Consider the following 22,196-nt stretch of genomic DNA (forward strand, 5'->3'; position numbering starts at 1 on the left):
TCACTGCTTTGAAGGGTATTAAGCGTAACTATTCTTCGCCTGCTGCCGCGGTATCTGCTGGTTTTCTCGGCAAGAACTGCCGAAAAAGCTCGCTACTCTTCAGGGGTTTACCGCCAAGATAAGGTTTCAGGGCAATACGGGTAAAACGTTTGGCGGCACGGAGGGTGTCTGCATCAGGGAATTCACGAGCAGACAGCGCGCGCAGCTGGCGACCAGAGAAACTGCGGTGCCCTGCCACCAGGCTGGCAATAAAACCTTTCTCTTCGCGGTAGCTGTAGGTCATGCTGTCTGCCACCTCTTCACCACTTCCGGCGCAGTGCAGGAAGTCAACGCCGTAGCCCAGATGGCCCAGCATTGACAGTTCAAAGCGCCGAAGCGCCGGTTCGGGCGACCCCGAATCGGCCGCCAGCGTCTGGATGCATTGCAGGTAATCAAAGAACAGTTCGTTGAAGGCAGTTTCGTGTTGCAGCACGCGTGAAAGGAGTTCATTAACGTACAGGCCGCAGTAAAGCGTGGTGCCGCTAAGCGGCAGCGCCAGTGAGACCGGTTCGGCAGCGCGGAGGGTTTTGACTTCGCCACGACCGCTCCAGCGCACCAGCAGCGGCGTAAAAGGTTGTAATGCCCCTTTCAGGCTGGAGCGTTTGGAGCGGGCGCCTTTGGCCAGTACCCTTACCCGACCGCACTGTTCGGAGAACAGGTCAAGCAGCAGGCTGGTCTCGCTCCAGGGGCGTCCATGCAGGACAAACGCGCGTTGCCAGCCATCCATCGGGATCAGAGGTCGTCGGTATAGCCCAGGCTGCGTAAGGCGCGTTCATCATCCGCCCAGCCGGACTTCACTTTAACCCACAGTTCAAGGTGGACTTTCGCCTCGAACATCTCTTCCATATCTCTGCGCGCCTCAGTACCGATGGTTTTGATTTTGGCCCCTTTGTTACCGATTACCATCTTCTTTTGCCCTTCCCGCTCGACGAGGATCAGGCCGTTGATGGTCAGCCCGCCACGCTCGTTGGTGACAAATTGTTCAATCTCTACCGTGACGGAGTAGGGCAGCTCGGCGCCGAGAAAGCGCATCAGCTTTTCACGGATGATTTCTGACGCCATAAAGCGCTGCGATCGATCGGTGATGTAATCTTCCGGGAAGTGGTGCTCCGCTTGCGGCAGCCGCTTACGCACAATGCTGGCGATAGTATCGACGTTGCTGCCTTTTTCGGCGGAAATCGGCACCACGTCCATAAAGTTCATCTGCTGGCCAAGGAACTGTAAATGCGGCAGCAAAATGCTTTTGTCAGTGATGTTGTCGACCTTGTTGATCGCCAGCAGCACCGGCACTTTGCCGTCCTTCAGCTTGTTCAGCACCATTTCGTCGTCGGCGGTCCAGCGCGTGCCTTCTACGACAAATATCACCATTTCAACATCGCCAATCGAGCTGCTGGCCGCACGGTTCATCAGGCGATTAATCGCCCTCTTCTCTTCCATATGCAGGCCCGGTGTATCAACATAAATGGCCTGATATTGCCCTTCGGTATGGATGCCCATAATGCGGTGGCGCGTGGTTTGTGGCTTACGCGAGGTGATGGACACTTTCTGACCCAAAAGCTGGTTCAGCAAGGTGGATTTTCCAACGTTCGGACGGCCTACAATAGCTATAAAGCCGCAATGGGGGATTAGTTCGCTCATTCAATTCCCAGCTTAGTCAGCGCCTGTTCGGCCGCTGCCTGCTCAGCTTTGCGGCGGCTGGATCCGGTTCCCACAACCGGATCTGCCATGCCGCTTACCTGGCAGTGAATAGTAAATTCCTGATCGTGCGCTTCGCCCCGAACCTGTACCACCAGATAAGAGGGCAACGGCAGATGGCGGCCCTGCAGAAACTCCTGCAGACGCGTTTTTGGATCTTTTTGTTTGTCGCCTGGACTGATCTGATCGAGACGGCTGGCGTACCAACTGAGGATCAGTTGTTCCACCCTCTGAATGTCGCTGTCGAGGAAAACCCCGCCAATCAACGCCTCAACGGTGTCTGCCAGAATCGACTCACGACGGTAGCCGCCGCTTTTCAGTTCACCAGGCCCCAGGCGCAAGCATTCGCCAAGGTCAAATTCCCGTGCCATTTCAGCCAACGTATTACCGCGAACCAGCGTTGCGCGCATACGGCTCATATCGCCTTCATCCACGCGTGGGAAGCGCTGATAAAGTGCGTTTGCAATCACGTAGCTAAGAATAGAGTCACCGAGGAATTCCAGTCTTTCGTTGTGCTTACTGCTGGCACTGCGGTGAGTGAGTGCCTGCTGTAATAATTCCTGATGAGTAAAAGTGTAGCCCAACTTCCGCTGAAGCTTGTTAATTACAATGGGATTCATGCGTTACCAATTTCTGAATGCGTCAATTATGCTGCACAGGGAACAGGGCTGAGCCAGTACACCAACACTTTCTGTTTCGTGTGCAGTGGCCTGTCAGGTTAACAGGCCACCCTAAGTCAATGTCAGCCACAGGCAAACATTAGTGAATACCGCCAATGCGGCTCAGGCGAACGCCCGTCGGCCATTGCCCTTCCTGCTTGTCAAAGCTCATCCAAATCGCGGTCGCTTTGCCCACCAGGTTACGTTCAGGTACGAAGCCCCAATAACGGCTGTCAGCACTGTTATCACGGTTATCCCCCATCATAAAGTACATGCCCTGTGGCACTGTCCAGCTCGACTGCGGCTGCCCCGGCTGCTGATAGTAAGAACCCGGCTGGCTTTGTGCCTGGGTCACCATCAGTATACGATGCGTCAGGTCACCCAGCGTTTCATCACGGATCGCTAAACGCAGCCCACCTGGCATTGTTTCATCCTGCGGGATCTGGTAGAAACCGTTGCCGGATTCATTGCCGCCAAAGCCGCTAAAGGTCTGAATAAAATCACTTGGCTGCACGTCAGAATAGGTTACCGGCAGCGCGTTTGCACAGCTTTGGCCGTCAGCGCAAGCAGGCTGCACCGATACAGTTTTGCCCAACGGATCGTAAGTGATGCGATCGCCCGGCAGGCCGATCACGCGCTTAATATAGTCCAGACTCGGGTCTTTCGGGTATTTGAATACCGCAATGTCGCCACGCTTCGGATGCCCGGTGGCAATCAGGGTCGTCTGCGTAATCGGATCTTTGATGCCATAGGCAAATTTCTCTACCAGAATAAAATCACCGATCAACAGTGTCGGCATCATCGATCCTGAAGGGATCTGAAACGGCTCATAAATAAATGACCGCACCACGAAAACGACTAACAGAACCGGAAACACGGACGCAGCGGTTTCTACCCAGCCCGGCTGCTTGTCAGCTTTCGTTTCTGCTTTTCCTTCAGCGCGCGCCGCAGCACGTTTAGCCAGGCGAGCCGGCGCCCATTTAACTTTGTCTATGCCCCAGATGATGCCGGTAACAAGCGTTGCTATCGCCAAAATCAAGGCGAACATATTAGCCATTCCAATTCCCTCTCGGCCCGAAAACGGGCTTATTTGCTGTCTTTACCGACATGGAGAATGGCAAGGAACGCTTCCTGCGGTAACTCGACGTTACCTACCTGCTTCATGCGTTTCTTACCGTCTTTCTGTTTCTGCAGCAGTTTTTTCTTACGACTAACGTCACCGCCATAGCACTTGGCAAGCACGTTTTTGCGCAGCTGCTTGACCGTTGAGCGGGCAATGATGTGGTTGCCAATCGCCGCCTGGATGGCGATATCAAACTGCTGACGCGGGATCAGATCTTTCATCTTCTCCACCAGCTCGCGCCCACGGTACTGTGAGTTATCGCGGTGGGTGATCAGCGCCAGTGCATCAACGCGCTCACTGTTTATCAGTACGTCAACACGCACCATGTCAGAGGCGGCGAAGTGTTTGAAATTATAATCCAGTGACGCATAGCCGCGTGAGGTTGACTTAAGGCGGTCGAAGAAATCAAGAACCACTTCCGCCATCGGGATCTCATAGGTCAACGCCACCTGGTTACCGTGGTAAACCATATTGGTCTGCACGCCGCGTTTTTCGATGCACAGCGTAATGACGTTACCCAGATACTCCTGCGGCAACAGCATATGGCACTCGGCGATCGGCTCACGCAGTTCTTCGATATTGTTTAGCGGCGGCAGCTTGCCCGGGCTGTCAACGTAGACGGTCTGACCGTCGGTGGTCTGAACTTCGTACACCACGGTCGGCGCTGTGGTAATCAGCTCAAGATCGTATTCGCGCTCCAGACGCTCCTGGATGATCTCCATATGCAGCAGCCCGAGGAAGCCGCAGCGGAAGCCGAAGCCCAGTGCCGTAGAGCTTTCTGGCTCATAGAACAGAGAAGCATCGTTCAGGCTCAGTTTGCCCAGCGCATCACGGAAAGCTTCATAATCGTCAGAGCTGATCGGGAACAAACCGGCATAAACCTGCGGCTTAACCTTTTTGAAACCCGGTAAGGCTTTTTCCGCCGGATGACGCGCCAGCGTTAGCGTATCGCCGACCGGTGCGCCCAAAATATCTTTGATTGCACAAACCAGCCAGCCCACTTCGCCGCAGTTCAGCACGTCAGTATCTTCACGTTTTGGTGTGAAAATCCCCAGGCGATCGGCGTTATAAATCTGGCCGGTGCTCATCACCTTGATTTTTTCGCCCTTGCGCATGGTGCCGTTTTTAATACGCACCAGCGAGACCACGCCGAGATAGTTATCAAACCAGGAGTCGATAATCAACGCCTGAAGCGGACCTTCAGGATCGCCTTCCGGCGGCGGAATATCCCGCACCAGACGTTCCAGCACTTCAGGTACGCCAACGCCGGTTTTTGCCGAGCAGCGTACCGCATCAGTAGCATCGATGCCGACGATATCTTCAATTTCCTGCGATACGCGGTCCGGATCTGCCGCCGGCAGGTCGATTTTGTTCAGTACCGGTACAACTTCCAGATCCATTTCCATCGCGGTATAGCAGTTAGCCAGAGTTTGGGCTTCCACACCCTGCCCGGCATCTACGACCAGCAGTGCACCTTCGCATGCCGCCAGCGAGCGGGAAACTTCGTATGAGAAGTCTACATGGCCAGGCGTGTCGATAAAATTGAGCTGGTAAGTTTCACCGTCTTTCGCGTGATAATCGAGGGTTACGCTCTGCGCTTTAATCGTGATGCCACGCTCGCGTTCTAAATCCATCGAGTCCAGCACCTGTGCTGCCATTTCGCGCTCGGTCAGGCCGCCGCAGATTTGGATCAGGCGGTCAGAGAGCGTTGATTTGCCATGATCGATGTGGGCGATGATTGAAAAGTTTCTTATGTGCTTCATTTATATGAATTTTTTTCGCAAGTTAAATCGTTCGTTTCTGCGCAGTGGACACGGCTTTGGACATATCTATCATTGCACCCACCATCAATGTGCCAGCATATTACACTGTTCGCTGCGCTCACGAAAGAATACAAGACAACAAGGCCATAAGTAATGGCGCATTAGCCTTGATCAGAAGACCAGCGGGTGAGCCTGCCGACAAGCGGCAGGCTGTTAATGTTGGCTGCGGAGCAATACTGGCAGAAGCGTATGGCTAACAGCAGCCCATTACCCGCTGATATTAGTCTTTGATACTGTACGGTATCGCGTTAACCGCCTGATCGCCCGCCCGGTAATTGAAGGTCGCATCAGAGTGTAACGACGTCGGTAACGTTAACCTGATAACCGGCACGACATTGCCGGTTTGTTGATAAAAATCGCGCTGGTCGTGCTGAGCATTGCTCAATCCCCCGTCTATATAAAAAAATGCCTGCAGAGGCAATTTTCCGGGTGAACCTGGCTGCCAGCTGGCCAACCTAAGTTCATTCTGAGTCGACAAAAATTTATACCCCATCAATCGCCTGGCTTCCAGTGACTGGAGAAAGTAATAACCGTTTCTGGACGCACTCTCCTGTGTGTCAAAACCACACTGATGCTGGTGTGAATTATGATCGATGCTTTTGTAGTGTTGATACCAGTCATGGGCAGTACGGATGCCCATCGTTCGACATGACTTGCTTGCAGCGGGGTAAAACGCGTGATAGCCACAGCCTTTGTGCTCTCTGTTAACCGTATCCGCATCCACCGGGAAGGCGCACAGCACCTCAATCTGATCTTTATCTGAGGGCGCCTTATTATGCGGGTAGAAAATCATGCCATTTTTGTAGCCATACGCCAGACGCGTGAACTTAGCATCCTTCCTGAGATAAGAAAACGACACGCCGCCGCTTTCTAATGACTGCGGGCTGGGATCCCATGAATGATAGTTATCCGAAACGGCGGTAGCGCGCAGTAATACGCCGGAACACAAAAAGGCAGGCTTATTTTCGCTGCCGCAGTTTGTCGAGTGATTAAAGTAGTTCTCGGTAATGTCGTGGGCCGTTCTGGGCGGCGTGACGACCGATAAACCCTGAGTTGAGAAAACAAGTGTAATGGCAGTCGATATTAGCTGACTGTGAGTGGTTATCATGTCTAATTTCCTTTTACATACAGGTTATTAACGAGGGGGTTTGCAGCAGCGGCATCACCCCGCCTTGACAGGCTGCCGCTGACGGAGTGGGCAAATTTCAGGCATAAAAAAGCCCCGAACGAAGTCGGGGCAGACGGTGACAGGATGCCAGAAAGCAAAAAGGCCCCGCGTTTTTGCGGAGCCTGATGTCGGGCCGTAATGAGTTTGAAATTGAAATCCCACTCTGTTAGTGATGATTATCCATTTTTATGCAAAGTTCACCCCGGTTCGATCAATGTTTCACCTGTTAAACGGTAATTTTGCGAAATTCAGCGGCAGCGAAGGTCGCTTCGACGTCACATTTATCTATTAGCTGCAGGTAGAACGGCTTCCAGTTACGCGACCAGGACGACTGAGTCAGTGCCGGCAACTGACTACGAATCGCGCTGAAAACCCGCGACGATGGCGCACGCCTGAACCCGCGTCCACCGCAATACAGGCACACTTTTTCTACCGGCATGCCTTGCCTTTTCGATGCCGCGATATCCCGCACGCGCCCGCTGCCATTACAGCGACAGCGGACGCTGACCGTGCCTGTGCCATGGCAGGTTGCACAGCTGTTGCCATGCTGCCGTTGAGATCTCAGCGCGCTGCCACCGCCATCCTGAGGTGCCACGTTTCTACCGGCCAGTTTTACGCCAGCCGACAGGGGGATCACTCCGCTCCCCCTACAGGTACCACAGAGTTGGCGGTCGGCCGCAGAACGTGCGTAATCTTGCCAGGCAAAGGTTGCCAGAATCCTCATGCATTGGGCTACTTTGTCACCAGCGGATTTTCTGAGCAGGGCCGGCGCGGATTTGCCCGCATAACGCGTCAGCTGTTTGATAACCTCGTCACCGGCCTGCTGGCTGATGCCCATTTTGCCGATCCAGACGCTGACGCCAAACCTCGCCCTGCTCTGACATATCGCCAGGGCGGCCATTACCTCACTGGTGCTCAGGCGGTCAGTGGCGGTCGTACAGGCACCGTCGGTGATCCCCTGCCCTTTCGGGTTGAAATAATTGAGTGCGGTTTCGATCTTCACTGCTGGATCCCTCTCACCTGGCAGCATATCCACTACGCCTTGCCAGATTGTACTGAAGCTTTGATAGCTCCCGGCCCCGCCTGAGGGCAAGCAAACGCGACAGTTGATATCAGTTAAAAACATCGTTGGCATAATTTACCAGGCGCGACCTGGAATCATTCATGAAAAATTGAAGCCAAAGAGATAAAACCTGGTAATGCTGGGTAGACAAAGCTTTCATCCAGGGCGGGCGCGGCCTTAACGTTAAAAATGTGATTTTTGCTAAAAATGACGTTTTGCGCGGTTTCCGCCGGCGCTGAACAGACAGCAGATCGCTGAATTGATGACGGGAATTAAGGTGGGTACCGAAAAAATGTGAGAATAATCAAACCCGCACAGGCTATGCACCCGGCGGGCCAAAAGGCATTATCTAGCCGTCGCTGAGAATGCGCAGCGCGTCTGGCGGCAGTGCCACACTGAGGATCACCGGTTGAAACGAAGCGGAGCGCCCCAGTAAACCCGAGATGCCTTTAGCGAGAATAAAACCACCGATACCGCCCAGAAGCGCGCCGCTGGCTGCCGCCAGATCGCTGTGAAACAGCATCTGGAACACACCGCCCAAGGCAAACAGCCCAATCAGCGGGGTCATATACACCAAAAAAGCCGAACCGAGCAGGCTGGTTTCAGCAATCCCCAGTTCAATGCGCTGGCCGGGGATAAGAGGTTCAGCGCTGGCGATTTTCATCACATGCGCATTTTTCGGCCCCAGCTTCTCCAGCATATGACTGCCACAACCTTTGCGGGCCGAGCAGCTGTGACAAGACGTTTTCATTTCGGCGTGCAGCGTAGCAATACCATCCTGCCACGACACCACCGTTGCCCATTCTTTCATCATGGTGCGGTTCCTAATGTAATACTGTCTGCAATGCGTTTGGCCGTAGCCGGCGGGAGTTCGCCGACTACGGTGATTTCCGCATCATTACGCACTTCGGTCTGCATAGTACGACGTCCGGTACGCAGCAGCTGCGGCGAACTTGTTTTATCTGCCAGCGTGACGTTGACGGAAAAGCTAAACAGCCCATCGGAAAACAGGCGCGACTCGACCGGTCGGTCGAGCGTTGGCAGCTGGCGACGACTTTGTGATACCTCTTTCATCCCAGACGGCAGCCAACCAACCTGCCAGTTAAAGGTGAACGGGGTACCCTTCGGTAACGACAGCACCGCAGGGAGTTTAGCGTTTTGCAGCCCCTGCATCATTTTGCCAACGCCATCATCGACGGCGAAGCTCACCACACGATACTGTTCAAGAGTTTCACCGTCCCGATCGAGCAGGTCGACGCGCAGAGGCAACCTGCTTTCACTGTCCAGCCAGACGATGTAGCCGTAGCGAGTGCCGTCACGCGGCACAATGCGTATGACTTCACAAAGTTGATCGGCAATACGCGTGCGGCCGACGGAGACAAAATCATAGTCCGTGGAAAGCTGAGCAAAATCGGCGTAAATCAACGAGGGCAGTGAATCAACGATATGATCGCCCTGCATGGTGAAAGGCTCCAGGCCGGATTCAAAATAGCTCACTTCGTTGCCGCGCTGAACGATTTCCCGACGCGGGCCATCCATCTGCAATAGCTGGGCATAAACCTTGCTGTCGATGATGGCATGGCGATAACGCAAAGACTCAATGCCCTGACGAGAGACATTGATATAGGCAAGTTCGTAACTGAGAGACTGGCTGGCCCGTTTCATCTGCTGCAACAGCGCCCCGGACTGCACGGGTGCGGCCGGGGCAACAGATGAGTAAATCAGGATACCAGCCATCAGGCTGACGGCACACCAGAGCTGCTTCATTACTGCGATTGCGTTCCTAACGACTGATTACCAGGAACCTGAGCGGCGGCCTGCTGCTGGTCAGGGCTGTCAAAATGAAGCTGCTGCGCATTCAGGCGGCGTTGCAGTTCATAATCCTGCAACATGGCATTGACGCGGCGACGCTGATCCTGCACCTGCTGATTGGCATTGTTTGCGACGGCGTTAGCATTATCGGCCGGGACGCCAAGGCTCACTGGCGAAGCCTGTCCCATCATCGGCAGCGTGTTAAACACGGGCGCATCAGAAGACTGCCCGGCAACCGGCCGATTGTACTGTTGCACGCCAACAATCACCGCAAGGGAAACACAGGCCGCAACGCCAATCTGCATAATCTGAGCGGCCCACGGACGCACTTTTGCCCGGAACGGCATGGCGGCTGCCTGTTCAGGTACTGGCTGCGCTTCAGGGATAAGTCGGCTGATGTTTTTCGCGGGTTCAGATTCAATGGCGGCGGCTACGCCAGCAGCAATGTCGACATCGAGCCGGGCTGGGAGATCACCGCGTAACGTATCGCGGATCAGGTGATAGCTTTCCCAATCTTTCTGCAGCACGATATCATCGGACAGCGCAGATATCAGCTCGTTGTCCACCGTTTCACCGTCCATTAAAGCGGAAAGTTGTTCTTTCTGCATGGCTCAATACCCTTCCTGTGTCCGCTATCGCTAGCGTTGGATAAGTGGTTGAATTTTGTTATCAATAGCCTCTCGGGCACGAAAAATACGGGAACGAACCGTACCCACCGGGCAATCCATGATAACAGCGATATCTTCATAGCTCAGGCCATCGAGTTCACGCAGGGTGATGGCCATGCGTAAATCTTCGGGTAGCGTCTCGATGGTACGGAAAACTGTCTTTCTCAACTCATCTGACAACATTAAGTTCTCAGGGTTCGATATTTCTTTCAGCGCGCCAGCACTTTCGAAGTTTTCGGCATCGATTGCATCTACATCGCTGGTCGGAGGACGTCGCCCCTGGGCAACCAGGTAATTTTTGGCCGTATTGACGGCTATCCGATAGAGCCAGGTATAGAAAGCACTGTCGCCCCGGAATGAATCCAGCGCACGATAGGCTTTAATAAACGACTCTTGTACCACATCTGGCACGTCTCCTGACGGGACATAACGGGATACCAGACTCGCCACTTTGTGCTGATAGCGAACTACCAGTAAGTTAAATGACTTCCGATCGCCTTTCTGTACTCGTTCAACGAGAACCTGATCCGTTAACTGCTCGCTCATCTGAGGTAAGATCTCCCCCAATCTTGTTCCACGCGTAACCGCAATCCCAATGTTGACTTCATGATTTCGAGCAAGCATGCGGTATGAATCGGTATCATGCTGAAAGTTCCATTACGCCATAATTTAGTGTTGTCATCTTGTGACGCAGACAAATCTGCTGGCTTTATTATGCATTATCGCTGATTTGTGCTGACGTTGTTCACGAATTCCATCCGCGCACCAGCCTGATGAAGCCCGCAGAGTAACGCAACACGATTCTTATTTCACCTTATAATCACTTCGCGCCGACAGAGTTCTGGATAGTAAACTCTTTGCCGGGTAACGCCACTGTTCACAGCGGTCATCAAAGTGATTTCTGCGCTACCTGATATCGCTGAATATCTCTATCCCGGAGGGTTTAAGCTGTTTATTTCGCTCATTTTCATGCTAAGCACAGCGCCTGCTATATTTGGTCAATTAAACAACATGACCTTTTCCTCCGGCTATTTCTGTGATGTGTTGATCATTGGTAGCGCCGCCGCCGGGCTGGCGCTGCGACTGGCAGATAAGCAGCGAGTCACCGTCCTGAGCAAAAAGCCAGTACACCAGGGGGTGGCATTGCTGCCGTGTTCGCTGAAACCGACAGTAGCGGATCCCATATTGAAGATGCGCTTATCGCCGGTGACGGATTGTGCGAACCGGATGCCGTATCGTTTATCGCCAGCCATGCGCGTCACTGCGTGCAGTGGATGATTGAAAAAGCTGTGCTGTCTGACAAGGACACCTGCGCCGACAGCCCGCATCGCTACCACCTGACGCGTAAAGGGGGCCACAGCCAGCGCCAAATTGTGCATAGCGCCGATGCCACAGGCAAAGCGGTGGATACCACACTGGTAAACCCGTCGCTTCACCACCGGAACATCACCATTATTAAACGTAGCCACGCCGTTGACCTGATAATGTTCGACAAGGTCGGCCTGCCTGGCCAATGACGGGGGGATGGCTTCGTTCAACAACAGATGGTATTCCAGCATAACTGTCATGAACTGCGCGTTCTTCTGTGGGGCTGTGTCGGCATCGTTCGCTGCAGCAAACGGCGGTAGCGCGCCCTGCGGCATATCACTATGCTGCAACAGGAAATTGACGAGTATTACGCCAATTTCCGCGTCTCTGACGCTCTGCCGGAACTGCGCAATCTGGGTCAGGTGGCGCTGCTGAAGGTGCGCTGCGCCATGGGGCGTCAAGAAAGCCGGGGCTGCACTACGCTCTGACTACCCGCGCACGGCGGGGGAAGCGCGTCCGACCATTTTGCGCCCTCTTCAGCGGAACAGATAGAAATCGCGCGTCAGGCTACAGTGCGCCTCTGAATAGCGCTGGTCCGGGCCACGGATGGCCATGCGGTCCAGCAGCTGTTCACCAGGCTTGGGTGACAGTGCCAGAAGGACCCGATGAGGCGGCCGCATGTCATTGTCGGCAATGTCGGTCCGAAAACGAAGATGCCAGCCATGCTTCAGCGCCCGCTCCACCAGCTTATTCCCCGTAGATTCTGGCAGGATCACGCAGAAAAAACCGTCTTCGTCGATCAGATCCCCGGCACAGCCCAGCAGCACCTCATGTGTCAGATCCGTGGTGTAGCGTGCCGCAGTTCGTTGCGGCGAAGCGCATTGTGACCCCGGAGAAAAATAAGGGGGATTACTGACGATCAGTGAATAGCGGTGTTCACAACGTTGCGTCCATTCAACGATATCAGCCTGCTGTACACGCACTTTATCCGGCCAGGGTGATGCCGCCACATTTTCCTGCGCCTGTAAAGCGGCCGCTTCATCCAGTTCCACCGCATCAATTTGTACCGGGTCGGCGGTTCTCTGTGCCAGCATTAACGCAATCAGTCCACTGCCGCTACCGATATCCAGGGCGCGCTGCACGTTGGCAACCGGAGCCCATGCGCCAAGCAGCACGCCATCGGTGCCCACTTTCATCGCGCAGCGATCGTGAGCGATAAAAAATTGTTTGAAGGTAAATCCGTTGGGGCGAAGAATCGCTTTCTGTGGTGACATTTGACTGACCTGCAAGGGAAACGGCGCTAGCATAGGGCAATCTTAGACGAAGGAAAAGTGATTAACTCCACACAAACAGATGAAGATCGCGCTTAATCTGTCTATAATCAGCGCCCCAAACTGAGGTAGACCATGACTGTAACCACTTTTTCCGAACTTGAACTTGACGAGAGCCTGCTGCAGTCCCTGCAGGAGAAAGGCTTCACGCGCCCCACGGCTATTCAAGCCGAGGCTATCCCGCCAGCACTGGAGGGTCGTGATGTTCTGGGTTCGGCACCAACCGGTACAGGCAAGACTGCGGCCTATCTGCTGCCCGCGCTCCAACATTTGCTCGACTTCCCGCGTAAGAAGTCAGGCCCGCCGCGTATTCTGATCCTGACCCCCACCCGTGAACTGGCTATGCAGGTCGCCGATCAGGCGCGCGAGCTGGCAAAACACACCCGTCTGGATATTGCCACCATCACCGGCGGCGTGGCGTTTATGAACCACGCTGAGGTGTTCAGCGAAAATCAGGACGTGGTCGTTGCGACTACCGGGCGTCTGCTGCAATACATTAAGGAAGAAAACTTCGACTGTCGCGCAGTCGAAACGCTGATCCTCGATGAAGCCGACCGGATGCTGGATATGGGCTTTGCTCAGGATATCGAAACCATCTCGGCAGAAACCCGATGGCGCAAACAAACGCTGCTGTTCTCCGCCACGCTGGAAGGCGAAGCTATCAAAGATTTCGCCGAGCGTATTCTTAACGAACCGGTTGAAATAGAAGCCGATCCGGCACGGCGCGAACGCAAAAAAATTCAGCAGTGGTATTACCGTGCGGATGACATCAAACACAAAACCGCGCTGTTACTGCATTTGCTGAAACAGCCAGAGGTTACGCGTGCCGTAGTGTTTGTGCGTAAGCGTGAGCGCGTGCATGAAGTCTGTGGCTGGCTGCGTGAAGCAGGTATCAACAGCAGCTATCTTGAAGGGGAGCTGGTACAGGCCAAACGTAACGAGGCGATTAAGCGCGTGGTTGACGGCCGGGTGAACGTGCTGGTTGCCACCGACATCGCCGCACGCGGCATCGACATTGATGATGTCAGCCATGTGATTAACTTCGATATGCCGGTTACCTCCGATACCTATCTGCACCGCATTGGCCGCACCGGGCGTGCTGGCAAAAAAGGCATCGCCATCTCACTGGTTGAAGCGCATGACAATCTGCTGCTGGGTAAAATCATCCGCTACGTTAAAGAGCCGATAAAAGCACGCGTCATTGATCAACTGCGCCCGACCACGCGTGCACCAAACGAAAAACTGAAAGGCAAGCCCTCGAAGAAAGTTCTGGCTAAGCGCGTTGAACAAAAAAATAAACAGAAAGCGGAAGAGAAGCCACGCGTGAAAGAGCGCCATCGCAACAGCAAAAACATTGGTAAGCGCCGTAAGCCAACCAGCGCCAAAACAGACTCCGCTGAATAGCCTTAGCGTTGGCATATTCGCCTTAATTGACTGCACCGCAAAAGTTGGCCAGCCAGCAAGTCGCGGTGCATTTTTTCACCCATTTTGTATGCCCCCCTCTAAGTCATCATTCAGTGGATCGGTGATGAAAGCGCGGCATATCTCTTACCACTATGCTGGGTAGACCTTATTTAGTTTTTCAGATCAGATAATTAGACAGGCAAACGGCTGGTGAGTTATCCAACACCCGCTTGATTATCCTGCCCGTTTGAGCCTGACAGGCTGCCCGTAAAGGGACGGTTAATCGCCTCACGCTGCTGTTCCGGCATCCGTGTATTAAAACCTAGCGCCTGACCAGATAGAGCGCACGATTGGCAGATCAGGTGGCGTGAATTCCGCCGATCATATTTTGCCTGCCGGCACTAACGGCTCAGGCCGGATAGCCTGTACCGGTTTGATAAATAAATCCCTGAACTGTATAGCCATCGTGGCTTGAGGCTTATTGATGCAAATCAAGCTGCACGCGAAGGGGGAATTATTCAAACAGCAACTTTCTGTTTTGTTTCTGTTTTCACGCTCGGAACAGCGTATGCGCTTGTGCAAAATTGCCCTCTTTTTCATTATTACATGCTGGCAAAGCGCGATAAGCTACGTACTTTGACACGTAAAGGAGAGGATAATGGTCAATACCATGACCTGGCACGACGTGCTGGCTGAGGAAAAAGAGCAACCTTATTTCAGGGACACTTTAGCAATGGTCGCCGCTGAACGCGCGTCCGGTAAGACGATTTATCCCCCACAAAAGGATGTCTTCAATGCTTTCCGCCTTACCGGATTAGGCGCAGTGAAGGTGGTGATTTTGGGACAGGACCCCTATCATGGCCCCAATCAGGCGCACGGGCTGGCCTTTTCCGTGCTACCGGGCGTTGCGGTGCCCCCGTCGCTGGTCAATATCTATAAAGAGCTGGTGACCGATATTCCCGGCTTCGAACGCCCAAACCACGGCTTTCTCGAAAGCTGGGCGCGCCAGGGCGTCATGTTGCTCAACACCGTGCTGACGGTGGAAGCCGGTCAGGCACATTCGCATGCTAAGTTCGGCTGGGAAACCTTTACTGATAATGTGATCGCCGCCATCAACCAACACCGTGAAGGCGTGGTGTTTTTGTTATGGGGATCTCATGCCCAGAAGAAAGGCAGCATTATCGATCGCCAACGCCACTATGTGTTGCAGGCCCCGCATCCTTCTCCCCTTTCCGCACATCGCGGCTTCTTTGGCTGTGCTCACTTCTCTAAAACCAACCGCTGGTTGAGTGAGCAGGGTGAAACCCCGATCGACTGGCTGCCACAACTCACGCCGTAGTGGAGTGGGACATGCGCCTCCAGGCCACGGTTATGGCAAGGCAACGGCGGGCGCAACCTCGATAATCTGATGCCATCAGAATCTGCCTAGGGACATAAAAATAGCCGCTTGCTGCGGCTATATCATAACGGAAGCGTCCGGGCTGCGAAGATCAGCTTTTACTTTTAGCCACTGCGACCATAGCTGGGCGCAGCAGGCGACCGTTGAGCGTATAGCCTCGCTGCATCACCATCATAACGTGGTTAGGCTCGACTTCTTCCGATTCCATCATCGACATCGCCTGGTGAACCTCCGGGTTGAATGGTACGTTGGTGTCACCCACCACTTCAACGCCGAACTTGCGTACTGCCCCCAGCAACGACTTCATCGTCAGCTCAATACCTTCGATCATGGCTGCCAGCTCAGGATTGGACTTATCCGCCACTTCCAGCGCACGCTCCAGGCTGTCAATCACCGGCAGCAGTTCATTGGAGAATTTCTCCAGCGCAAACTTATGCGCTTTTTCCACATCCAGCTCGGCACGGCGACGGATGTTTTCGATTTCTGCCTGAGCGCGCAGCTGTGCATCACGCACGCCGTTCTGTGATTCAGCAAGCTGGACCTCCAGCTGAGCAATACGCTCATCACGCGGATCCACCACTTCTGCTGCCGTCTCCGCGTCCTGATTTTGTGCCTGCTCCATCTCAATTTCGTCTGAGACTTGCTCGTTAGGTGTGTTCTGTTCTTTACTACTCATGAAATTCTCCGCGTTTGTGCATATTCATCTCGCTGGTTCGCTTATTATGGGGATCAGAATCGCGGTTTCAAGGGAACCAGTCACATTGTCGGGGGAGTTTACCTCCTAAGGAATGTCAGTAACATGAATAACCCTTTCAGCTGTATCGGGATCGTTGGCCATCCACGCCATCCAACCGCGCTCACCACGCATGGAATGCTGTATCGCTGGCTGACGGAGAAAGGCTATCAGGTGATTATCGAACAGCAGATAGCGCGGGAATTAAAGCTGGAAGGCGTTGAAACCGGTACATTGGCAGAAATCGGCCGCAGAGCCGACCTGGCAGTGGTGGTCGGCGGCGATGGCAATATGCTGGGTGCCGCCCGCGTGCTGGCGCGCTACGATATAAAAGTCATCGGCATCAACCGTGGCAACCTCGGGTTTCTTACCGATTTAGACCCGGATAATGCCCTGCAGCAGCTGGCCGACGTGCTGGAAGGCGACTATTTCGTTGAAAGCCGTTTTCTGCTGGAGGCACAGGTGTGCCGCCAGTCCGGCACGCCGCGCATCGGTACGGCAATAAACGAAGTGGTGCTGCATCCGGGCAAAGTGGCACATATGATTGAATTCGAAGTATATATCGATGAAAATTTCGCCTTTTCACAGCGTTCTGACGGGCTGATCATCTCAACCCCAACCGGCTCAACCGCCTATTCACTCTCTGCCGGGGGGCCAATCCTGACGCCATCGCTGGATGCGATTGCGCTGGTGCCGATGTTCCCGCATACCCTGTCAGCGCGTCCGCTGGTGATCAACAGCAGCAGTACCATTCGCCTGCGTTTTTCCCATATGCGCAGTGACCTTGAGATCAGCTGCGACAGCCAGATAGCGCTGCCTATTCAACAGAGCGAAGATGTGCTTATCCGCCGCAGCGATTACCACCTCAACTTAATTCATCCCAAAAACTACAATTATTTCAATACACTCAGTTCAAAGCTCGGCTGGTCAAAAAAATTATTCTAAAAAAGCGCCCACTTTGTTTACTGTTTATAAAACCAGTATATACTGTATGAAAAACCATATCTGTGTTTTCATACAGGAAGGCAACTATGCTGTCACAACTGACTATCAGTAATTTCGCCATCGTGCGCGAGCTGGAGATCGATTTCCAGCGCGGTATGACGGCCATCACCGGCGAAACAGGGGCGGGTAAATCCATCGCCATCGACGCGCTGGGTCTTTGTCTGGGTGGTCGTGCCGAAGCAGATATGGTACGTCAGGGAGCATCACGAGCGGATATCTGTGCACGTTTCTCCCTGAAAGATACGCCGTCAGCCCAGCGCTGGCTGCAAGACAATCAGCTGGATGACGGCAATGAATGCCTGCTGCGCCGGGTGATCGGCAGCGACGGCCGCTCTCGCGGCTTCATCAATGGTACTGCGGTGCCGCTTTCACAGCTGCGCGACCTGGGCCAGACACTGATTCAAATCCACGGTCAGCATGCCCATCAGCTACTGCTCAAATCCGAACACCAGAAAACGCTGCTTGATGCCTATGCCGCAGAACCTGAACTGATGCAACGCATGGGGCGGCATTACCGTCAGTGGCACCAAAGCTGCCGCGCCCTTGCCCAGCATCAGCAACAATCGCAAGAGCGTGAGGCAAGACGAGAACTGTTGCACTACCAGTTGAAAGAGCTTAATGAATTTGCCCCGGCCAGCGGCGAATTTGAACAAATTGATGACGAGTATAAGCGGCTGGCCAACAGCGGACAGCTGCTTTCTACCAGCCAGCAGACGCTGCTGATGCTGGCAGACGGCGAAGACAACAATTTACTAAGCCAGCTGTACAGCGCACGCCAGCTGATGAGCGAGCTGATTGAGATGGATGATAAACTGAGTGGCGTTTTCTCTATGCTGGAAGAAGCCGCTATTCAGATTGGCGAAGCAAGTGACGAGCTGCGCCACTACTGCGATCGTCTTGACCTTGACCCTAATCGCCTGCACGAGCTGGAACAGCGTCTTTCGCGTCAGATTGGGCTGGCGCGCAAGCATCATATCAGCCCGGAAGAGCTACCCGGCTTCCATCAGCAGCTGCTGGACGAGCAACAGTTGCTGGACCAGCAGGAAAGCGACCTGGACGAACTGAACCAGGCCGTTAACACGCACTACTCCGCTGCCGTTAGCTGTGCAGAGCAGCTGCATCAGCGCCGCGTTCATTTCGCAGAAGAACTGAGCGGACTCATCACTGACAGTATGCATATGCTGTCGATGCCACACGGTCGCTTTACCATCGACATTCAATTCAACCCGGACCACCTGACTGCTGAAGGAGCCGACCGCATTGATTTCCGTGTCAGCACTAACCCAGGTCAGGCTGTCCAGCCGCTGGCAAAAGTGGCATCAGGTGGTGAACTGTCCCGTATCGCACTGGCGATTCAGGTGATTACCGCGCGTAAGATGGATACCCCGGCGCTGATTTTCGACGAAGTGGATGTCGGCATCAGCGGTCCAACCGCTGCCGTGGTCGGCAAAATGCTGCGCCAGCTGGGCGAATCTACGCAAGTCATGTGCGTTACACATCTGCCGCAGGTCGCGGGCTGCGGTCATCAGCACTTTTTCGTCAATAAAGAAACCGACGGTGAAATGACCGAAACCCATATGCAGCTGCTGGATAAGCGCTCACGCCTGCAGGAACTGGCACGCCTGCTGGGCGGAAGCGAGGTCACCCGCAACACGCTGGCGAACGCCAGGGAGCTTTTAGCTGCCTGACCATTGCACTTTATTCGTGGTTTGTGGTCATATCGATGCTTCACAGAGGTTTTAAACTGCGGAAAGGTTTATTATCATCGGCAGCTTAAGCTGAAGTTATTGCTGCCTACTGACAGCCCCGGAAGTCCTGACGCTGTGGTTCAGGCATTCAGGGGTTACGAATATAGCCACAAAGGAATAAACATTGAATATGCGCTGTAAAACGCTGACTGCTGCTGCGGTGGTTCTTCTGATGATGACCGCCGGATGTTCCACTCTGGAGCGAGTGGTTTACCGCCCGGATATCAACCAAGGCAATTACCTGGTTGCCAACGATGTGGCAAAAATTCACACCGGAATGACACAGCAGCAGGTTGCTTACACCCTGGGCACACCGATGATGCAAGATCCGTTTGGTCGCAATCAGTGGTTTTACGTCTTCCGTCAGGAGCCCGGTCATGAACCGGTTAAGCAGCAGACGCTAACACTGTCTTTTGACAGAAGCGGCACGCTGACCAACATTGATAATAAGCCGGCTCTGAGCAAAAACGCCGGTTAACCCCTGCTTGCAAGACCTGAACGCGGTTCAGACCAGCAAAACCGCCCTGCTGTTTCGCACAGACTGGGGCATAGGCTTAATCGGGAAGAAGTTTAACCGTTGGTAAATAAGAGCAGATAGGGCGCGCGAAGCGCCTTATTTTTTTGCCGCGCGCTCGGCGCGTTGGCGACGCAGATCTTTGGGGTCGGCTATCAGCGGGCGATATATTTCCACGCGGTCGCCGCTGTTGACTTCATCCATTAGCTTTACTGGCCGGCTAAAAATGCCCACCTTATTTTCCTGCAGATTAATCTCCGGGCGCAGCTGTAGCAGCCCCGAGGCGTTAATCGCCTGCTCAACGGAGCTGCCCTGCGGAACCTTAACATTGTAAATATACTGCTTGTCAGGAAGTGCATACACCACTTCCACAGTGATGTCAGACACTGTAAACCTCTTTTGCGCGCTGGGTAAATGCCTGCACCATGCTGCTGGCAAGCTCTTTAAATACCCGACCAAACGCCAACTCCACCAGCATATTGGTGAATTCAAAATCCAGGTTCAGCTCTACCTTACAGGCTTCTTCGCTCAGTGCGGTGAAACGCCAGCCGCCGCTTAACTTGCGAAACGGACCATCGACCAGCTGCATATCAATACTCTGGTTGTCAGTCAGCGTGTTGCGTGTGACGAAAGTCTTGCTTATCCCTGCTTTGGAGACATCCACTGCGGCGGTCATCTGAGCGGGGCCGGCATCCAGAACCCGGCTTCCCACACAGCCGGGTAGAAACTGCGAATAACTGTCTACATCGTTAACCAGGCGAAACATTTGCTCGGCACTGAACGGGACCAGCGCAGAACGACTAATCTGGGACATATCGATTCCTGTCATTTCTCATAACCGCCTGATAATACCATCGACAGTTATCAAACAAAAATTCTCTGCTGCGAAGCTTCTGCTAAAATAGCTTTTTTCCCTCGCGGCAGCCGTGACGGGGATGCCATCAATCACCGCTTCATGTACAATAACGGGCACTATGACAAAGAAAAAAGCACATAAACCCGGTTCCGCTACCATTGCCATGAATAAGCGCGCCCGCCACGAATACTTCATTGAAGAAGAGTTCGAAGCCGGTCTTTCGCTACAGGGATGGGAAGTTAAATCTCTCCGTGCCGGCAAAGCCAACATCAGCGACAGCTATATTCTGCTACGCGATGGCGAAGCTTTCCTGTTCGGTTCCACCTTCCAGCCGCTAAGCGTTGCGTCCTCACATATTGTGTGCGACCCAACTCGCAGCCGTAAGCTGCTGCTGAAGCAGCGAGAACTGGATACGCTTATCGGCAAAGCTAATCGTGACGGATATACCATTGTAGCGCTATCGATGTACTGGAAAAATGCCTGGGCCAAGCTTAAGATTGGCCTTGCAAAAGGGAAGAAAGAACATGACAAGCGTGATGATATTAAAGACCGCGAATGGAAATTAGACAAAGCCCGTATCATGAAGCACGCCAACCGCTAACTTGCTGGTGCAGCGCCCGCTTTTTGTGATATAGTACACGACAGTACTTGGGGCTGATTCTGGATTCGACAGGATTTGCAAAGCCCTAGGAGCATGCCGAGGGGCGGTTTGCCTCGTTAAAAGCCGCAAAAAAATAGTCGCAAACGACGAAAACTTCGCACCTGCTGCTTTAGCAGCTTAATCAGCTTAATAAACTGAAGGTGTCCTCTCTCCCTAGCCTCCGCTCTTAGGACGGGGATCAAGAGAGGTCAAAACTAAAAGAGATCGCGTGGATGCCCTGCCTGGGGTTGAAGCGTTAAATCCAATCAGGCTAGTTTGTTAGTAGCGTGTCCGTTCGCAGCTAACCGGCGAATGTAATAACTGGACTAAGCATGTAGTGCCGACGGTGTAGTAATTCTGGACGCGGGTTCAACTCCCGCCAGCTCCACCAAATTCTTCAGCGGCGATACCAGAATCGTCCGCAGAAGTCCTGAAAGCCCGCACGGCGCAAGCCCTGCGGGCTTTTTTGTGCCCATCATATTTTCTTTAGAGTTGCCAGAATCCACGCCTCGCCAAAGAAATTTTTAATGTATGCATAGTTTCATCTAAGAATCTATCTTTATCGTCATCAGTAAATGTTTTCGCCAATCTGAGATTACTTGAGCGGGGCTTATCAATATGGGGAACAGTAGAAGGGAATAATTTTTCCGTAGAAGCAACATGCCTTGGTCATTTCGCAGCAGTTTTAACTAACAGAGATTCTAACGCTTTACGTAACTGCTTAACAATATCTAAAAATGCGTCATCTTTATTGGGCCACTGTGTAACTGGAAAACCGTCTGTTGGTACCGCTAAAAGTTTGCTGAATGGGGTATTAGCTGACTGCCAGTCACACGGTCGCAAAATGACAGGTATAACTGCGCAATTTCCCTGAGATCTTAGCTGCATTGCTCGCTGGACTTCGACGTCAAAACAATAACTGGAAGCCAGGAAATCGGGGCTTATTAATAGCGAAACCAGGTCAGATTTATCAAGTTCGACGTCAATGCTCGAATGATTTTGGAGCCAGCCACTATTCGTCAGCCATGCTACACATCATTCGATATCGATCTTTTCAGCCCACGAAGAATAAAGCACAGGTGGTTAGCAGGGAATTGTGCTTATGCCCTTGTTCACTGCTTTTAGCTTCGCGGCTTATCTATTGTTCCCGTTTATGGCGTGATTCTTAATCTCTTCACGGTGAAGCAACCCTGGCATATAGCAGTACA

General features: G+C 53.3%; 23 protein-coding genes, 1 other RNA gene and 1 pseudogene. 9 read left to right on the plus strand and 16 right to left on the minus strand.

The window, feature by feature from the left end; translation table 11 throughout:
* Positions 1 to 28: 28 nt before the first annotated feature.
* From recO to rpoE, 11 genes are all read right to left on the minus strand, one after another.
* Positions 29 to 766, minus strand: coding sequence for a DNA repair protein RecO (recO, locus tag JGC47_RS12415; protein ID WP_004159187.1), 738 nt, complete (start codon positions 764 to 766; stop codon positions 29 to 31).
* Positions 767 to 771: 5 nt separating this feature from the next.
* Positions 772 to 1,677 carry a GTPase Era gene (era, locus tag JGC47_RS12420; protein WP_004159188.1) on the minus strand — a complete coding sequence of 302 codons (906 nt, stop codon included), beginning with the start codon at positions 1,675 to 1,677 and terminating at the stop codon, positions 772 to 774.
* Positions 1,674 to 2,354, minus strand: a complete 681-nt coding sequence (gene rnc, locus JGC47_RS12425; RefSeq protein WP_004159189.1) for a ribonuclease III — start codon at positions 2,352 to 2,354, stop codon at positions 1,674 to 1,676. The genes era and rnc overlap by 4 nt, the downstream gene beginning before the upstream one ends.
* A gap of 139 nt (positions 2,355 to 2,493) precedes the next feature.
* Positions 2,494 to 3,450, minus strand: a complete 957-nt coding sequence (lepB, locus tag JGC47_RS12430; protein WP_004159190.1) for a signal peptidase I — start codon at positions 3,448 to 3,450, stop codon at positions 2,494 to 2,496.
* Positions 3,451 to 3,479: 29 nt separating this feature from the next.
* The gene (lepA, locus tag JGC47_RS12435) at positions 3,480 to 5,279 is read right to left on the minus strand and encodes a translation elongation factor 4 (protein ID WP_004159192.1); all 1,800 of its coding nucleotides are present in this window, start codon (positions 5,277 to 5,279) and stop codon (positions 3,480 to 3,482) included.
* Positions 5,280 to 5,559: 280 nt separating this feature from the next.
* On the minus strand, positions 5,560 to 6,447 hold the full coding sequence (locus JGC47_RS12440; RefSeq protein ID WP_004159195.1) for a hypothetical protein: 888 nt from the start codon (positions 6,445 to 6,447) through the stop codon (positions 5,560 to 5,562).
* A 286-nt stretch (positions 6,448 to 6,733) separates the two neighbouring features.
* Entirely contained in the window at positions 6,734 to 7,510 is a 777-nt protein-coding gene (locus JGC47_RS12445; RefSeq protein WP_004159197.1) for an antitermination protein Q, read from the minus strand.
* A 409-nt stretch (positions 7,511 to 7,919) separates the two neighbouring features.
* Entirely contained in the window at positions 7,920 to 8,384 is a 465-nt protein-coding gene (rseC, locus tag JGC47_RS12450) for a SoxR-reducing system protein RseC (protein ID WP_004159198.1), read from the minus strand.
* Positions 8,381 to 9,337 (minus strand): sigma-E factor regulatory protein RseB, encoded by a 957-nt coding sequence (rseB, locus tag JGC47_RS12455; RefSeq protein ID WP_004159200.1) that lies wholly within the window; start codon positions 9,335 to 9,337, stop codon positions 8,381 to 8,383. Before rseB ends, rseC begins: the two co-directional genes overlap by 4 nt.
* Entirely contained in the window at positions 9,337 to 9,990 is a 654-nt protein-coding gene (rseA, locus tag JGC47_RS12460) for an anti-sigma-E factor RseA (protein WP_004159201.1), read from the minus strand. Before rseA ends, rseB begins: the two co-directional genes overlap by 1 nt.
* Before the next feature lie 30 nt (positions 9,991 to 10,020).
* Complete coding sequence (rpoE, locus tag JGC47_RS12465) at positions 10,021 to 10,596, minus strand: RNA polymerase sigma factor RpoE (RefSeq protein ID WP_004159202.1); 576 nt, start codon at positions 10,594 to 10,596, stop codon at positions 10,021 to 10,023.
* Positions 10,597 to 11,061: 465 nt separating this feature from the next.
* Between rpoE and JGC47_RS18025 the strand changes: the two are divergent.
* Together JGC47_RS18025 and JGC47_RS18030 are read left to right on the plus strand one after the other, a co-directional pair.
* A pseudogene (locus tag JGC47_RS18025) lies at positions 11,062 to 11,561 on the plus strand (FAD-binding protein); the annotation flags it as partial.
* Positions 11,562 to 11,699: 138 nt separating this feature from the next.
* Positions 11,700 to 11,846 (plus strand): hypothetical protein, encoded by a 147-nt coding sequence (locus tag JGC47_RS18030; protein ID WP_004159204.1) that lies wholly within the window; start codon positions 11,700 to 11,702, stop codon positions 11,844 to 11,846.
* Between the two features lie 48 nt (positions 11,847 to 11,894).
* Here JGC47_RS18030 and trmN read toward each other — a convergent pair whose 3' ends face one another.
* A complete protein-coding gene (trmN, locus tag JGC47_RS12480) occupies positions 11,895 to 12,632 on the minus strand; it encodes a tRNA(1)(Val) (adenine(37)-N(6))-methyltransferase TrmN (protein WP_004159205.1) in 738 nt (245 codons plus the stop codon).
* A 132-nt stretch (positions 12,633 to 12,764) separates the two neighbouring features.
* Here trmN and srmB point away from each other — a divergent pair, with 132 nt between their 5' ends.
* Complete coding sequence (gene srmB, locus JGC47_RS12485; RefSeq protein WP_004159206.1) at positions 12,765 to 14,093, plus strand: ATP-dependent RNA helicase SrmB; 1,329 nt, start codon at positions 12,765 to 12,767, stop codon at positions 14,091 to 14,093.
* A gap of 658 nt (positions 14,094 to 14,751) precedes the next feature.
* Positions 14,752 to 15,432 (plus strand): uracil-DNA glycosylase, encoded by a 681-nt coding sequence (gene ung / locus JGC47_RS12490; protein ID WP_004159210.1) that lies wholly within the window; start codon positions 14,752 to 14,754, stop codon positions 15,430 to 15,432.
* Positions 15,433 to 15,583: 151 nt separating this feature from the next.
* On the opposite strand, the gene grpE is transcribed toward ung, so the two are convergent.
* A complete protein-coding gene (grpE, locus tag JGC47_RS12495; RefSeq protein ID WP_004159211.1) occupies positions 15,584 to 16,168 on the minus strand; it encodes a nucleotide exchange factor GrpE in 585 nt (194 codons plus the stop codon).
* Between the two features lie 123 nt (positions 16,169 to 16,291).
* Between grpE and nadK the strand changes: the two genes are divergently transcribed.
* The 3 genes from nadK to bamE all read left to right on the plus strand — a co-directional run bounded on the left by nadK (position 16,292) and on the right by bamE (position 19,456).
* Positions 16,292 to 17,170, plus strand: coding sequence for an NAD(+) kinase (gene nadK, locus JGC47_RS12500; RefSeq protein ID WP_004159212.1), 879 nt, complete (start codon positions 16,292 to 16,294; stop codon positions 17,168 to 17,170).
* A gap of 86 nt (positions 17,171 to 17,256) precedes the next feature.
* Entirely contained in the window at positions 17,257 to 18,918 is a 1,662-nt protein-coding gene (recN, locus tag JGC47_RS12505; RefSeq protein ID WP_004159213.1) for a DNA repair protein RecN, read from the plus strand.
* A 190-nt stretch (positions 18,919 to 19,108) separates the two neighbouring features.
* Positions 19,109 to 19,456 (plus strand): outer membrane protein assembly factor BamE, encoded by a 348-nt coding sequence (gene bamE / locus JGC47_RS12510; RefSeq protein WP_004159214.1) that lies wholly within the window; start codon positions 19,109 to 19,111, stop codon positions 19,454 to 19,456.
* 135 nt (positions 19,457 to 19,591) lie between these two features.
* Here bamE and JGC47_RS12515 read toward each other — a convergent pair whose 3' ends face one another.
* The gene (locus JGC47_RS12515; protein ID WP_004159216.1) at positions 19,592 to 19,879 is read right to left on the minus strand and encodes an RnfH family protein; all 288 of its coding nucleotides are present in this window, start codon (positions 19,877 to 19,879) and stop codon (positions 19,592 to 19,594) included.
* Positions 19,872 to 20,306, minus strand: a complete 435-nt coding sequence (locus tag JGC47_RS12520; protein WP_004159218.1) for a type II toxin-antitoxin system RatA family toxin — start codon at positions 20,304 to 20,306, stop codon at positions 19,872 to 19,874. The genes JGC47_RS12515 and JGC47_RS12520 overlap by 8 nt, the downstream gene beginning before the upstream one ends.
* A 160-nt stretch (positions 20,307 to 20,466) precedes the next feature.
* On the opposite strand from JGC47_RS12520, the gene smpB reads away from it, so the two are divergent.
* Together smpB and ssrA are read left to right on the plus strand one after the other, a co-directional pair.
* Positions 20,467 to 20,949: an SsrA-binding protein SmpB gene (gene smpB, locus JGC47_RS12525; protein WP_013036172.1), complete on the plus strand. Its 483-nt coding sequence runs from the start codon at positions 20,467 to 20,469 to the stop codon at positions 20,947 to 20,949.
* 49 nt (positions 20,950 to 20,998) lie between these two features.
* Positions 20,999 to 21,379: a transfer-messenger RNA gene (gene ssrA / locus JGC47_RS12530) on the plus strand.
* 278 nt (positions 21,380 to 21,657) lie between these two features.
* Here ssrA and JGC47_RS18035 read toward each other — a convergent pair.
* Positions 21,658 to 22,011 (minus strand): TIR domain-containing protein, encoded by a 354-nt coding sequence (locus JGC47_RS18035; protein WP_080515489.1) that lies wholly within the window; start codon positions 22,009 to 22,011, stop codon positions 21,658 to 21,660.
* Positions 22,012 to 22,196 lie beyond the last annotated feature (185 nt).

The organism is Erwinia amylovora (genome assembly GCF_017161565.1).
GTDB classification, from domain to species: domain Bacteria; phylum Pseudomonadota; class Gammaproteobacteria; order Enterobacterales; family Enterobacteriaceae; genus Erwinia; species Erwinia amylovora.